General features: G+C 37.8%; 15 protein-coding genes, 1 pseudogene and 1 other annotated feature (1 of these 17 cut by a window edge). Of the genes and pseudogenes, 13 read left to right on the forward strand and 3 right to left on the reverse strand.

Annotated elements, in window-relative coordinates:
* The 5 genes from BN2425_RS15370 to BN2425_RS15390 form a co-directional block, all read left to right on the forward strand.
* On the forward strand, nucleotides 1-371 hold a 371-nt coding region (locus tag BN2425_RS15370; RefSeq protein WP_042461253.1), incomplete at its 5' end, for a MarR family winged helix-turn-helix transcriptional regulator.
* A gap of 25 nt (nucleotides 372-396) precedes the next feature.
* Complete coding sequence (locus tag BN2425_RS15375; protein ID WP_042461256.1) at nucleotides 397-915, forward strand: GNAT family N-acetyltransferase; 519 nt, start codon at nucleotides 397-399, stop codon at nucleotides 913-915.
* A gap of 20 nt (nucleotides 916-935) precedes the next feature.
* Nucleotides 936-1,547: an FMN-binding negative transcriptional regulator gene (locus tag BN2425_RS15380; protein ID WP_042461259.1), complete on the forward strand. Its 612-nt coding sequence runs from the start codon at nucleotides 936-938 to the stop codon at nucleotides 1,545-1,547.
* A gap of 141 nt (nucleotides 1,548-1,688) precedes the next feature.
* Nucleotides 1,689-2,015, forward strand: a complete 327-nt coding sequence (locus BN2425_RS15385; protein ID WP_042461262.1) for a PadR family transcriptional regulator — start codon at nucleotides 1,689-1,691, stop codon at nucleotides 2,013-2,015.
* The gene (locus BN2425_RS15390; protein ID WP_042461268.1) at nucleotides 2,012-2,665 is read left to right on the forward strand and encodes a permease prefix domain 1-containing protein; all 654 of its coding nucleotides are present in this window, start codon (nucleotides 2,012-2,014) and stop codon (nucleotides 2,663-2,665) included. Before BN2425_RS15385 ends, BN2425_RS15390 begins: the two co-directional genes overlap by 4 nt.
* A gap of 170 nt (nucleotides 2,666-2,835) precedes the next feature.
* Here BN2425_RS15390 and BN2425_RS15395 read toward each other — a convergent pair whose 3' ends face one another.
* On the reverse strand, nucleotides 2,836-3,456 hold the full coding sequence (locus BN2425_RS15395; RefSeq protein ID WP_042461271.1) for a hypothetical protein: 621 nt from the start codon (nucleotides 3,454-3,456) through the stop codon (nucleotides 2,836-2,838).
* A gap of 275 nt (nucleotides 3,457-3,731) precedes the next feature.
* On the opposite strand from BN2425_RS15395, the gene BN2425_RS15400 reads away from it, so the two are divergent.
* The 8 genes from BN2425_RS15400 to BN2425_RS15435 all read left to right on the forward strand — a co-directional run bounded on the left by BN2425_RS15400 (nucleotide 3,732) and on the right by BN2425_RS15435 (nucleotide 13,220).
* Nucleotides 3,732-4,388 (forward strand): response regulator transcription factor, encoded by a 657-nt coding sequence (locus BN2425_RS15400; RefSeq protein WP_235714648.1) that lies wholly within the window; start codon nucleotides 3,732-3,734, stop codon nucleotides 4,386-4,388.
* A gap of 174 nt (nucleotides 4,389-4,562) precedes the next feature.
* Nucleotides 4,563-5,393, forward strand: coding sequence for a CPBP family intramembrane glutamic endopeptidase (locus BN2425_RS15405; RefSeq protein WP_042461273.1), 831 nt, complete (start codon nucleotides 4,563-4,565; stop codon nucleotides 5,391-5,393).
* A 245-nt stretch (nucleotides 5,394-5,638) separates the two neighbouring features.
* Nucleotides 5,639-6,457: a class I SAM-dependent methyltransferase gene (locus BN2425_RS15410; protein WP_042461276.1), complete on the forward strand. Its 819-nt coding sequence runs from the start codon at nucleotides 5,639-5,641 to the stop codon at nucleotides 6,455-6,457.
* A gap of 120 nt (nucleotides 6,458-6,577) precedes the next feature.
* The gene (locus BN2425_RS15415; protein ID WP_042461279.1) at nucleotides 6,578-7,495 is read left to right on the forward strand and encodes a LysR family transcriptional regulator; all 918 of its coding nucleotides are present in this window, start codon (nucleotides 6,578-6,580) and stop codon (nucleotides 7,493-7,495) included.
* 113 nt (nucleotides 7,496-7,608) lie between these two features.
* Nucleotides 7,609-8,712, forward strand: coding sequence for a 5-methyltetrahydropteroyltriglutamate--homocysteine S-methyltransferase (locus BN2425_RS15420; RefSeq protein WP_042461282.1), 1,104 nt, complete (start codon nucleotides 7,609-7,611; stop codon nucleotides 8,710-8,712).
* 260 nt (nucleotides 8,713-8,972) lie between these two features.
* On the forward strand, nucleotides 8,973-9,440 hold the full coding sequence (locus BN2425_RS15425) for a CBO0543 family protein (RefSeq protein ID WP_319922082.1): 468 nt from the start codon (nucleotides 8,973-8,975) through the stop codon (nucleotides 9,438-9,440).
* A 232-nt stretch (nucleotides 9,441-9,672) separates the two neighbouring features.
* Nucleotides 9,673-10,959 (forward strand): MFS transporter, encoded by a 1,287-nt coding sequence (locus tag BN2425_RS15430; RefSeq protein ID WP_042461287.1) that lies wholly within the window; start codon nucleotides 9,673-9,675, stop codon nucleotides 10,957-10,959.
* 197 nt (nucleotides 10,960-11,156) lie between these two features.
* The gene (locus tag BN2425_RS15435) at nucleotides 11,157-13,220 is read left to right on the forward strand and encodes a DUF4179 domain-containing protein (RefSeq protein WP_042461290.1); all 2,064 of its coding nucleotides are present in this window, start codon (nucleotides 11,157-11,159) and stop codon (nucleotides 13,218-13,220) included.
* Between the two features lie 176 nt (nucleotides 13,221-13,396).
* Here BN2425_RS15435 and BN2425_RS15440 read toward each other — a convergent pair whose 3' ends face one another.
* Both BN2425_RS15440 and BN2425_RS15445 read right to left on the reverse strand, forming a co-directional pair.
* Nucleotides 13,397-13,708: a thioredoxin family protein gene (locus BN2425_RS15440; protein WP_042461292.1), complete on the reverse strand. Its 312-nt coding sequence runs from the start codon at nucleotides 13,706-13,708 to the stop codon at nucleotides 13,397-13,399.
* Between the two features lie 21 nt (nucleotides 13,709-13,729).
* A pseudogene (locus BN2425_RS15445) lies at nucleotides 13,730-14,097 on the reverse strand (MerR family transcriptional regulator).
* A gap of 185 nt (nucleotides 14,098-14,282) precedes the next feature.
* Nucleotides 14,283-14,440, forward strand: a binding site (T-box leader) (it continues 124 nt past the right edge of the window).

A 14,440-nucleotide genomic window follows, 5' to 3' on the forward strand; every position in this document is an offset into this window, starting at 1 on the left:
CTTTTAGATTACTAGATACACACCTGGTCAGAATATGTGAAAATCCAGGAATCATTCAGGAAAAGGTAGCTGAGCTGATAAAGGTAGATCGAACCACAGCCTCTCGAGCGATAAAGAAACTTGAAATGAATGGCTTTATTGAAAAGAAAGCCGATGAACATAACAAAAAGATTAAAAAACTCTTTCCAACAGAAAAAGCGAAAAAGGTTTATCCATTTATAAAGAGAGAAAATGTTTATTCCAACAGTGTCGCGTTAGCGGGGTTTTCCGAAACAGAAGCAGAAACCATTTTCAATTTTCTACAAAGAGTTAGAAAAAATATTGAAGTAGATTGGGAATTTGTAAAAAAGGGTAACAAAAGAAATTATTGATTTAATAAAGGAGTGTCTTCTTTCAATGACTATAAATATAAAACTGTGCACCCTTGAAGATTCACGCAAACTTCAAGAAATTAGTTGTGAAACATTTGTCGAGACATTTAAGGAACAGAACTCACCCGAAAATCTGAAAGCCTATTTGGAAAGGGCATTAAACTTAAAACAATTGGAAAAAGAGTTATCCAATCCTTCTTCACAATTCTATTTTGTTTATTTTAACAATGAAGTCGCTGGATATTTAAAGGTTAATACCCATGATGCCCAAACGGAAGAACTGGGAGAAGAATCACTTGAAGTGGAGAGGATTTATATAAAAAGTAAATTTCAAAATCATGGTCTAGGTAAAATGTTGCTAAATAAAGCTTTGGAAGTTGCGATGGAAGGATCTAAAAAGAGAATCTGGCTTGGCGTATGGGAAAAAAATGAAAATGCAATTGCCTTTTATAAGAAAATGGGATTTGTTCAAATGGGAGCCCACTCATTTTATATGGGTGATGAAGAACAAACGGATTATATAATGACCAAAACACTCATATAACTTTTTTGAGGTGGATTATTTTGTATATACCCAAACATTTTAAAATCGATGATGAAAAAGTAATTTATGGTTACATTGAAAAGTATGGTTTTGCCATTTTATTTTCTCAACATAACGGGGAACCGTGTGCTACCCATCTTCCACTGATATTAAATAGATCTGATCATGCTTTATATGGTCACTTTGCCCGTCCGAACGGACAATGGAAGGATGCTGAAAATCAACAGGTGCTTGTGGTTTTCCAGGGTCCCCACTGTTATATTTCACCTTCTTGGTACGAAACAACAAAAGCAGTGCCCACTTGGAATTATGTTTCGGTCCATGTCTATGGAAATTTAGAGATAATCGAAGATGAAAAAGTAATATTCGATTCATTAGATGACTTAGTAAATAAATACGAAAAGCCGGATAGTCCTTATAATTTAAATGATGTAGAGCCAAGTTTTATCGAGGGATTGAGCAAAGGAATCGTTGCGTTCAAAATAAACATCACAAAAATTGAAGCAAAGGCTAAATTAAGCCAAAATCATCCTGTGGAACGACAAGAGTTAGTTATTAAGAATCTGGAAGCCACTTCTCAACAGGATAACATACAAGTAGCATCTTTGATGAGGAGTAATCTACAAAAATAAAATAGATAAAAACACTAAAACGGCTTAGGCGAAACATCCTAAGCCGTTGTTACTTTTATAGCAAGGAAAATAATTATATGCATTGCCTAACAATGTACCTTGTTATACAATGTAAGTAGAAAAAATTGGAGGAAAATTCATATGGACAGAGAACTATTGAAAGGGAGCATTGAAATATTATTGCTATCCTTATTAGTGGAGCAGGATTGTTATGGCTATGAAATGACCAAGAAACTGCGGTTGTTAAGTGATGATACGTACCATATGAATGAGGGTACCCTTTACCCTGCCCTGAAGAGACTGGAAACAAAGGATTGTGTGGTGTCGTATTGGCAGGAAGGTTTAGATGGCAGCAGGAGGAAGTACTATACCATCACGAATACAGGACGAAGGATGTTGGCTGATAAGCTGCAGAGCTGGAAACAAATCGATCAGTTAATCGACAAAACGCTGGAGGGTCTTTCATGAAAAAACTGGAGCAGTATGTTGAAAGGATTGTCTTGGACTTGCCGATGACCGATGAGGAAAGAAAGGACCTACAGGAGGAGCTTTCCGTTCATTTAAAGGAGCATGTGAAAGAACTCATGATTAAGGGACTCCCCGAGGAAGAAGCGATTGGGGAAGCGATGAAGGCTTTTGGGCATGAGGATCAAATAAATTGGGAATTGAGAAAGGCGATTTTCCCGTTCTATAAATTGGTACGATTTCTCTGGAATGTTGTCTTTGTTACGTTCGGACTAAGTGCCATTTCTTATTCGGTGTCTGAATATTATCATCCGGAATTTGAAAATACGGTCCCTTTGTATAGTATCATCATGGGCTTCTTAATCATTTTCGTTATCGCGGCAGCAATCGAGGCCATTTATGAAGGTGTTCTCGACTTGTTCAAAGGGAGATGGTTTGCCAATCCGTGGCTTGTCTTTTTACCGCCGGCTCTTGTGATTGCCGGTATCCAGACCTTGACGCTAATTGAAAACCCGGACCAATATCAAGATGGTTTTTGGCTCGATTTATATGCCATCCCGATCTCCACTGTCCTTTATTTATTCGCCAGACAACTGTTCAACATGGCTTTCCCAAGAAAAAATCAATCGTTTAATGGAAAAAAGGCAGTTTAGTAGTGGGGAAGATGTCTGTAGTTTTTTATTTGTGAGGGAAATAGATAATTTGGAAAAAGTAATAATATCCTCATGTGAATATATATAAACACAAATAAGGCCTTCTCGTTTAAAGAAGGCCCTAATGGAGTTATTCATTAGTTAATAGAATTCTGTTCTAGTTCAGAGCATTATAAACTTTGTAATTCGTTTTCGAGCTGTTTAATTTCTTCATTTAAGCTTGTCATTTCATCTGTCAGCTTTTTCTTCATTTCATCATTATCAAGATTTTTCGCAAACTCATCCAATTTCGCATCTATATTTCTTTTCTTATTGGCGATTTCTTCCTTAATTTGTAGTTTTCTTTTTTCAGCATCCATATTATTTTTCTTGTTTTGAAGTTCTTCAATTTTCTGCTGATATTGTTCAATTTGTTTATCAATTGATTCTTCCGATAAAGTTTTAGGTTCGATAAAGAATGGATCATTTAAAAGTGAGAAATTATTTTTGCTGAAAAATGGACTTGCTTCTTGGAAAAATTGTTGAATATGATCATGATACTTTTTAAATTCAGATTCTATATTAGGGAACCATTGATTTTGGGCTGTCAATTCATTCCATGCTTGGTCAAACGCAGCTTGATCATTATGTTTGGCTGCTACTTCTAATTTATTTCGAAGGCTCTCAAAAGTTTTTTCATCGATGGAATTGGTTGAAAAACGGTAAACGGCGCCATTTGGGGCTTTCATCTCCAATTCTTTTTGACCATCCAACATGGATTTAAAGAAATCTTTATTAAAAAATGGAAACATATGAAAAACCTCCTAAATGTTAATTGTTTCATTGGCTTTAGGTCATAGATAGTTTGACTTTGACTAACTTTGACCTTCTACAATTATGTTATACACCCTATGCCTGAAATAGTCAATAATTAATTTGACCTTTTTTGACTAAAGGCTTAAAACGATATGAAAAGAATGAAAGAATTGACGAGCATGTAAGAACAAACCAGAGGAATCTATTAAGCAATTGGCGAATTTTTCAAGAAGGAGGTTGGCTAATTTTCAGCAGGAGAGGTGAATAAAGGTTGATTACAATCATGATTGTGGAAGACCAGGAATTAATTCGCAAAAGCTTAAAAATCGTCTTGGAAAGCATGGCAGACATAAGAATTATCTCATTAGCAGAAAATGGGCAGGTTGCAATCGAAAACTGTAAACGGGAGCTGCCAGATATCATCCTGATGGATATTCAAATGCCTGAAATGGACGGTGTGGAAGCTACTAAAATCATTAAAGAAAAATGGCCGGGTTCAAAGGTTATCATCCTAACAACCTTTGAAGATATTCATTATGTACGCATTGCTTTAAATGCGGGGGCTGAAGGATATATCCTTAAAGCAGTTGACCCTCAGTTTTTAATTAAGGGAATCGAGTTAATCCATCATGGCGGTTCACTTATCCCACAGCATTTGGCTAAAGAGGTTTTTCAAAGTTCGTCCGTTGATTTGAAGGAAGATGGACAAGATATTGGGGATAATCCTTATGACTTAAGCCAGCAGGAATATAAAGTGCTTCGATTATTGTCGCAAGGGCTCCAAAATAAGGCTATCGCTGAGAGAATGTTTTTATCATTGGGTACGGTAAAAAATTATATTTCGAGCATCTATTCGAAATTAGATGTGAAGAACCGTTCAGAAGCCGTTACGAAAGCAATGGAAGAATGCTTGCTGCAACAGGATTAACGTAAAGCGCTGGGGCTGTCCAACAAGGGAGAGCTCCCTATTTTTATATGTCACCAGAAACCATTACCAAAAGTCATTATAAACCTCTATAATCGTGACTTTTCGGCACTACATGACTGATCAACAAAATATTACAGTAAGGATGTGAAGTTTAACAAAGAAAGGAAGATCACAATGAAAAAGAACCTCCTTCGCTCATTAGCCATAATTTTAATCAATGTCCTGACTGTTTTTCTGCTGTTTTTTTTATGGGGCGAAAAGATGCAAACCGCATCTCTTAAGGATTGGGGTATACTGGCGTCAATTGGTGCCATACTTCAAACTGTAACTATCTTGTTATTCTACAAATTTGTCGATAAAAAAACTTTCAATTCCCTGCATGTAAAAATGAATAAAAAGGACCTGTTATTTTCAGTCATTTCATTTGTTGCAACCATTAGCTTATTTTTCATCTACATTCCGTTAGCTACGAAGGGAGAACATTTCATCATCAGTTGGGATTTTCAAAAGTTAACAAGTGTTGGTTTTTATCTGATATTGTTATTGATTTGTTTTGCATGGTTCACTGCTGCACTTTCCGAAGAAGTTTTGTACAGATGGTATCTTGTGATGAACTTGCAACATTTGGGCAGAGGTAAACTGTATCTGGTCACCACTTTGTTTTTCGTGCTATCACATGTCTTCAAGGGGTTTGATCCTGGGTATTTAATTTTTTTAATCATTACCGGCTGTTGTTTAATGTATGTATATTTAAGAACGGGCGGCAAAATAATCCCTGTTACAATTGCCCATATGGCTCAAAACTTAGCAAGCGGTCAAATTATTGGGAATACGGATCTGTCCATTCTCCATTTTGAATCAGAACTTAATGTGATTCATTTTATGATTTTGACAATTCTCTATAATCTATTAATCATGGTCTTATCGACAGTTATCTATAAAAAACATGAAGGACTGCAATTTAAATCAGGTAAAACTATATCACTCCTAGGATTACAACAGTGAAAACCTAATGTATCTTGCCTTTTAATTCTTCTTTCATGTGTTACCAATAGAAGTATTGTCACTTGACGTGATGAAGGATTTGAGAAAGTGGATACTGATGAGAGAGAGGAGTTCAACAAACTTGGGGCCGTTTTTATGAAAATTATAAAATTTGGTTACTTCACAATCTTGTTAATGTGGTATTTTTTATATAAAGAAATTGTAGTTAAAGAAAATTGATAGAGTTTAGAATTTGGGTGAAGTTAATGACGGGATTGAATAGGAATAATATAGAGCGTTTTAACGGGTACGGTTCGCTATATGATCAAAATCGTCCGAGTGCGCCGAATGAAGTGGTGAAAATAGTAACTACTTACTTGAAAGATAGCCCTAAGTTAGTAGTGGATGTTGGCTGTGGCACCGGTCTTTCTACTTTTATTTGGCTTGGTGAAGCTGAAAAAGTAATAGGAGTAGAACCAAATGATGATATGCGTGAGGTGGCCGTATCGCATTGGGAAGAAGCCCAAAAGCCGTCTGGAATTATATTTGTCAAAGCATTATCACATCAGCTTGGCCTGCCTGACGAAACAGCAGATATCATTACTTGTTCACAATCCTTTCATTGGATGGAGCCGCAATCCACTTTAAAAGAATTTGCGCGGGTCCTTCGTCCGAATGGAATATTTGCGGCCTATGATTGTGATTGGCCGCCAACTTGTGACTGGAATTTGGAAGAACATTTTATGAAATTATATTACCATGCCGACGAGTGGCTTTCCCAACTTCTTCCTTCTGAAAGGCAGGCACATAAATGGAAAAAAGAGAACCATCTGCACCAAATTCAACAATCCGGCTTATTTTCTTTTTCAAAGGAAATTGTCTTTCATCACTGGGAAAAATGTGATGCTGCACGTTACGCCAATATTGCATATAGTCAAGGCGGACTACAAACAGCATTAAAATTAGGGGTACTAGAGCTCGAAACAGCATTCCAAGATTTTAGAGCCCACGTTGAAGAGGTTTTTTCTGGCGAAACGAAAGAAATTCTATTTAGTTACCGAATGCGTTTAGGAGTAAAAAAATAACCGAAGCGGACAGTAAGCTTCGTTATAGGCGCCTGCCACTAGTTATTGCATTCCCAATGAATGATTTGAGTGATGGCGTGGAGTCCAAAATAGTAATTATGTACAGAAAAGAGAATAGAGATGACATTACAACAATTAAAATATGTGATTGAAGTGGCCAGAAGCCGGTCAATCAACAAAGCGGCACAAAGGTTATTTATTAGTCAACCGAGCCTTTCTAACGCGTTAAAAGAGCTGGAAGACGAACTAGGAATTACGATCTTTTCCCGAACCAATAAGGGAATCGTGATCACCCCTGAAGGAACGGAGTTCTTAGGTTATGCCAGGCAGGTAGTGGAACAGGCAGAACTCCTTGAGAATCGCTATAACAACACACGGTCAACTCAGCAGCACTTTTCTGTATCAGCCCAGCACTATGCCTTTGCGGTAAGTGCCTTTGTCCGGCTTCTGCAAGAGTATGATCGGGAGGAATACGAGTTCACATTACGTGAAACCAAGACCTATGAAATCATTGATGACGTGAAAAACCTGCGCAGTGAAATAGGCATTTTATATGTGAATGATTTTAATAGGAAGGTCATTCAAAAGTTTTTGCGAGAAGGGAATTTAAAGTTCCATGAACTCTTTGAAGCCAAGCCACATGTGTTTATTAGCTCTACCAACCCGCTGGCAAAAAAGGATTTTGTCACATTAGAAGACTTGGATCCCTATCCGTATCTCTCTTTTGAGCAAGGGGACTATAATTCCTTTTATTTTTCCGAGGAGATTCTTAGCACGCTTTCTAGACCGAAGAATATCCGGGTGAGTGATCGGGCCACCTTGTTTAACTTGCTTATTGGACTAAACGGCTATACCATTTCAACGGGTGTCATTAGTCAGAAATTAAATGGGAAAGACATTATTGCTGTTCCTTTAAAAGTGGATGAACGGATGAATGTTGGCTATATTACCCACAAAAACGTCGCAAACAGTACGTTGGCCAACATCTATATTCAATATTTACAAGAAACCATTGAAGAAGAATTGCGGCAGGTATAGTTTAAAACTATAACAAGAGATAGTTTTTTCGTGTTACGTTATAATGTCTATGTCATGCTACACTTTCCTTATCGAAAAATAAAGAAGATTTTGAGGAAAGCAGGGGATTAATGATGACAAAGACTCTCGTTCGCGCTCCATTTAGAGCAGACCATGTGGGAAGTTTATTACGGCCGGAAGCCATTCATCAGGCAAGAAAAGAGTTCCAAGCAGGCAATATATCTGCACAACAACTGCACGAAATTGAAACACAGGAAATTAAAAAAATCGTTGATAAGCAAATCGAAGTCGGTCTTCAAGCCGTTACAGATGGAGAATTTCGCAGAAGATTTTGGCATACTGACTTTCTTGAGCATTTAAACGGCGTAGAGGGCTACGTTCCAGACCATGGATTTGCCTTCAAGGGTGAAGAAACAGAAAGATATGATGTGCGAGTTATCGGAAAAATCTCGTTTAACCCGGATCACCCGCATGTCAAAGATTTTATCGAATTTAAAGAAATTGTCGGGGACCGTGCTGTTGCCAAACAAACCATCCCGAGTCCCAATCAATTATTTAACGCTGGGATCCGTAACCTAGAAATTTATCCGGACCTTGAAGAATATACAAATGATGTGATTCAAACCTACCGCGATGCCATCAAAGCCTTTTATGATGCCGGGTGCCGTTACTTGCAGCTGGATGATGTCTACATTGCTGGTTTGAATGCACCGGAAATTCCATTTAACGATAGCGGCTATACCCGGGAACAATTAATCGACTTAGCCTTACGAGTGGTGAATGGAGTATTGGAAGATAAACCGGAAGATCTCACTATTACCACCCATCTTTGCCGTGGTAACTATCGTTCTAAATGGGCATTTGAAGGCAGCTATGCTAAAATTGCACCCACCTTATTTGCAAAAGAAAAAGTGAATGGATTTTTCCTAGAATATGATGATGACCGTTCAGGTGACTTTGGACCATTGGAGTACATTCCAAATGGCGGCCCGCAAGTCGTGCTAGGTGTATTCACCTCAAAGCATGGTCAACTAGAAGACAAGGAAAATATTAAAGCACGCGTAGAAGAAGCAACAAAATATGTGCCGTTAGAGCAGTTATGCATCAGTCCTCAATGCGGCTTTGCATCTACTCACCATGGAAATATCTTGACTGAAGAAGAGCAATGGGAAAAGTTGAAATATATTGTAGACATTTCGAAAGAGATTTGGAGATAAGTTTCTGAGCGAACACCTGTCAATGGGTGTTCGCTTTTTCCATTGGCTCTGTTAAACGATAATCTTGATTTAATTAACTCTGTTGAATGGAGCGGAAATCAACAGGCCGAATTTAACACAGCTTTTTCATTACAAAGGATTGCAAACCTAAGCCAGTTTTACTACTAAGTTTATTTAATGCAAATCGAATAATAAAAAAACAATATTTACATAATATGGGGGAATAGGCGACAATTTTAGGGAAGAGGGTAATTTAAGTGATGGAAACCATTTATTCTTATGTATCAAGTGTTGTTTTAGCATTCATCGCTTATAAAATCCCTAAAAAAATCAAGCCTTATGAAATTTATGCAACCTCGTTGTTTTCAACCTTATTTGGTCTTCTTGTCGATAGCTTACTGGAGACAAAATATCGTCTTTACTTGTTGGATAAGCCCGGAATACAAATTCCTCCTTTAGTGGCACAAGTGGTTTTTTATGCTGCCACTAATGTCATCATATTGAACTCTTTCCCATATCATAAGTCTACAAAACGGAAAATAGTGTATATCTTCTGTTTTACTTTGCTTGCTGTGGCATTTGAGTTTATTTCGTATAAATTTAAATTTATCAAATATAATGAATGGAAAATTGGGTATTCTGCTCTGTGTTACCCATTTCTGATCTATCTTCTCGTGATACATTTTAGATTTTTTCAATGGTTGGTGAAGCGGACGAAATCATCGTAATAAACCACAGTTCGACAGACTATAACGCTAGAAATGTAGAAAATTTTATTAGTGAATAAAGTAAAAAGGGAGGGGAATCTAATATGCTTTGCCATTTGGTCATAAAGACAGCGGTATTGCTCTGCACAAGGTCTAATGGGACGAAACTTGTGCAGAGAGAGCAAAGATAAATTCGTCCTCATTGGATCTTGAACTTATGGACAATGATATATTTCTATAAGGGGAGAATCCAATGAATAAAAATTTTAAAAGATATATATTATTTTGGTTTAGTCAGGCAGTGTCCCAATTTGGTAGCGCCATGACCAGTTTTGCTCTTGTTATTTGGGCATATACACAGACGAATTCCGTGATGGCAGTGTCATTGATGACGTTCTGTTCCTATGTTCCTTATATTATTGTAAGTTTATTTGTAGGTGCCTTTATTGACAGTCACAATAAGAAAATGATTATGCTTTGCTCCGATTTTATCGCAGCTGTATGTTCCTTATTTGTAGTAATTTTATGGAACTTTGGGAACCTGCAGATTTGGCATATCTATATCGTGAATTTGGTAATCGGCTTTATGAACGCATTCCAATCACCTGCTCGATCAGTGGCAATAGGTAAATTGGTGACTGAAGAGAAACTGTCGCAAGCAAGTGGCATGGATTCTTTTTCGACTAATTTGGTAACAGTGGTTTCACCTGTATTGGCTTCATCCGTATTGGCCTATTTTGGTTTGGAAAAAGTGGTATTGGTTGATCTGGCTACTTTTTTATTTGCCTTCTTGGTTTTGCTGTTATTTATTAAAATACCAGAGAGCATGGAGCGAGAGGCAGAAAGCAAATCGGCAATTGCGGGATGTAAAGATGGCTTCCGTTTCTTATTAGCACACAGAGGATTATGGTATATTGTGATTACCTTGGCAGTCATTAATTTCTTTTCTAGACTGACGTATGAAAACATATTATCCCCTATGATTTTGGCTAGAAGCGGCGGCGATAGTGGAATCCTTGGAATGGTAAATGCTGTATTAGGGATTGGCGGCATTGTAGGCGGCATCATTGTGTCTGCCGGTAAGTTCTCAAGGGATAAAGTGAGGATGATCTATTTTGCCGCAGGTCTTTCCTTTTTGTTGGGGGATGTACTAATGGGAATAGGTCGTGGAGGGATTGCCTGGAGTATCGCTGGAATAGCTGCGAGTGCTCCCATCCCATTCATTATCGCAGGACAACAGACCATTTTATATAAAACAATTCCTGAAGAAATGCAAGGGAGAGTGTTTTCTGTACGGAATGCCATCCAGTTTAGTACCATTCCAATTGGCATATTATTAGGTGGATCATTAGCCGAGTATGTATTCGAACCATTTATGAACTCTGACAGCTCTACAGCTAAAGTGCTTCACTATATTGTTGGCACTGGAACAGGAAGTGGCATGGCGGTCATGTTTTTATGCACAGGCATCTTAGGCAGCGTGGCTTGTGTGATTGCCTACCGTTTAAAAGAAATTCAGAAACTGCGTTCAATCCAATAAAACAGATATATTCTATGCACTCTCTGTCCGAAGGTTTTCTGGTATAACACCGGTAAAACCTTCGGTTTTTTATAATAATCTAGCATCTTTCGAATTTTGTCGAAATCTTTCGACGTAGTTCAGATGGTGACTGGCACTTTTATGTGCGACAATGGTGACAGTCATAAGGTTGTGCAGATAAAGGGGGAAACACGGTTATGATCCCGGCAAAAATAGATTCTATTTCAGCAACCATGAAAGAAGAAAAAAGCATGGATCCTATTATTGATTGGTTTGATCGACATAAACAATCATTTTATACACTTGGTTTATCCTATCTTAAAAGCCAGCAGCAAATAGAAGAGCTTTTTTATCGGTCCATTAAAAAAGTCAAAAAGGAATTGCGCAAATTTAAAAGGGAAACTTCGTTCGAAACATGGGTTACATCGATATTCATAGAGACCTGCAGGGAGCTTACTCATGATAGTGATTTACCAGCTTCAGAGGAAGGTGAACCACGTCACGATTTTTTTAGAACACTCGACAAATTGAAAGAGTCCGAGAGGGAGGCTCTCGTCCTCACGTATGTTAATGGAACCTCTAAGGAGAATGCAGCACATCTTCTACAAATATCCGTGGAAAAAATAAAGGAGCTTTTGTTTTCAGGAATCCGTTCATTTAGACAAGAAATCGGATACGGATTATCTTTTAATGGCTGCACGGAGTATCACAAGATATATATGGATTATTTAGAAGGATCATTGGAACGGTCGAAAAAGATTGATTTTGAGATACATATCTATCATTGTCAGGACTGCCAGGAAGATTTGGCTGCCTTTCAGGAGGTCATGCTGAGTCTTGCTGATAGGATGGAAGATTTACCGGTGCCATTTGGATTGTTAGAGAACGTCAAAAATAGGATGGCAGAACAAGCAAATCACAAACAAAAGAGTATGAGAAAACGTAAAAAAATTGGGGCTGTTTTTGCAGGTGTAGTTGTTTTATTGCTGGGTATAGGTTTATTTACAGGGGCATTTACCCATGCCTACTATTCTTGGACAGAAGATAATCCGCAATTGCGTGCCTTTTTGCAACAGGGGTTTGGCGAGAGGCTGGACCTTGAAGCGGAAAGCAATGGTGTGAAAATTAAGATTAAAGGTGCGATTGCTGATGATGTCCAGACACTTGTTTTTTATGAAATAGAGGATACGGAAGAAGACAACCAATATTTGATTAATTATGATGATGGGATTTTTGTGGGGAACCGGTTTGATATCATGGAACGTGATACTAATCCAAAATACTACCCTCCTGACCTTAAATTAGATGTGAATAACAAGAATAAGAACGTGTATCAAGGGAAAATCAGCCTGCAGCCACTCTCCAAGGATAACGCAACCATCAAAATGAAAATCACAAAGCTCCAGAAATTGATTCGTGATCCATCTGATTCGATTGATGGCAGCGCTTTTGAGAGTATGTTTGAAAAAGGGGAGTGGAACTTCGAAATCCCCGTAACAAAACAGCCATCCAAAGAATATGCCTTGGATAAAGAGACAGAACTCGAGGGTGTTCCAATCCGGTTTGATAAACTAATTCTTGCTCCGACAGCGACGCTTCTGCAATATAGTATAAATAATGACCAGCGAAAGAAGCGGATTGATTACGTCAATTTTGATAACCTACAAGTAAACGATAAAAAAGTGAAATCCGATTTGTACGGAGGCTCTTTTATTGATGCATCTCAAGACACAAATTGGAGCACTTTTCAAATAAACTTTGACCCTCTATTTGGAGAAAAACCAAAAGATGTTCGTGTTCAATTTGGCTCCGTTTCCTTATCTGTTGAAGAACAAAAAGACATAGCGCTCGATGCTGATGAGGAATATCCTCAAACGTTTGAATATGCAGGCAGTACCATCTCCATCGACAAACTGGAAGTTGGACAACCAACCAAGATGGTCATAAGCAATGCCAATATTGAAAATCGAACGTATGAATCACTTCAATTCAATATTTTGGGCGAGGATAAAGATTTTCCCATTTCAATGGATATGAATTTTGAGGGAGTACTCGTCGATAAAAACGGAGTGAAATACGATGAGAATCAGATGCCTTTCTCGTACGAGGAGGTTGAGCAGCCCCGTTATTTCTTTACTGTTCAAAGCTTGGAATTACGAAGTGAAATCAACGGAGAAAATGTCATTCCTAAAACGCTGCAGATTTATGGTTATAATACAACAAAATATTTGGATGACGTTGTCAAGATTTCATTGGAATAACAGGTAAGAAAAGAAGTACTAAGTCAGGCATTATAAGTATTTTTAGCTTGCCAAAAAAAAGGTAAACTGTAGATGAAAATATCTACAGTTTTATTGTGGAATAAGTTAAGGGACTCAAATAGGTTATAGAGGACGATGACAGGAAATAATCAGATGAAAATTGGCCATTTCATTTATTATTGGATTCTGTTCAATCTTGACTTGATAGCATCTAAATAGTGGAGCCCGCGTAAAGAATCCATCACAATTCCATCTTTAAACAAAACAAGGGTGGGGATTCCTTGAATATGATACTTTGCAGCAAGTTCCATTTCTTGATCTGCATTTACCTTAGCAATTTTTATGGTGTCACCCAAATCAAGGATGAGTTCTTCTAAAATTGGCTCTTGGATTCTGCATGGGGCACACCTTGGTGCACCAAACTCGATTATGGAGATGCCTTTTTCAATTTCCGTCTCAAAACTATGGGAACTAAGTTCTTTCACCATTGATAAAACCTCATTTAAATTTTAACCCCGTCGGAATTGGGAGCGTTCTTCCTTTACAGCTTCAATCCGCTCCACTAGATTTGAGCGGATCATGCTTAGTAATTGGATTTGATGGTTTAACTCCTCCAGCTTTTCTTCATAGATGGGAAGGATTTCTTGACAGAATGCTTCTTTGTTTTTTAAAACACTGCTCAAAAAGCTGGAAATCTGTTCTATTGTTAGGCCCAAACTCAAATAAAATTTAATGGTGAAGACTTGTTCCACTGCGGTTTCATTAAATTCTCGATAGCCGTTGGCCAATCGGACGGGTTTAGGAGTCCTTGTTCTTCATAGTATCTTAGTGACCGGATGCTCACTCCAGTTATCCTGGATAACTCGCCAATTTTCATTGGGGCCCCCCTTTCTTATGAGGTTATTTAAATTATAAACCCTCACATTAATGTGAGGGTCAATTGTATTTTCAGAAATGTAAAAAACGATTCGTCATTCATTTATAGGTTATAATCTGCTATTTTGGGAAAAATAAAAATAAGTATTGTTGTATTTGAAAATAAATGTTAATATATACCAAATATAAAAATCTATGAAGAGAACAAGTACGTAAGGAAAGGTTCTAACAGCGAGCTGGGTATGGTGGAAGCCAGTGAGGACACCTTAACGGAAAAAATCATCTCTGAGATGCAAGGCTGAAAGTATGAAAAGTGGAGGCATTTAGGCGCCCGAACTAGACAC

It is taken from the genome of Neobacillus dielmonensis (assembly GCF_000612665.1).
GTDB lineage: Bacteria > Bacillota > Bacilli > Bacillales > Cytobacillaceae > Neobacillus > Neobacillus dielmonensis.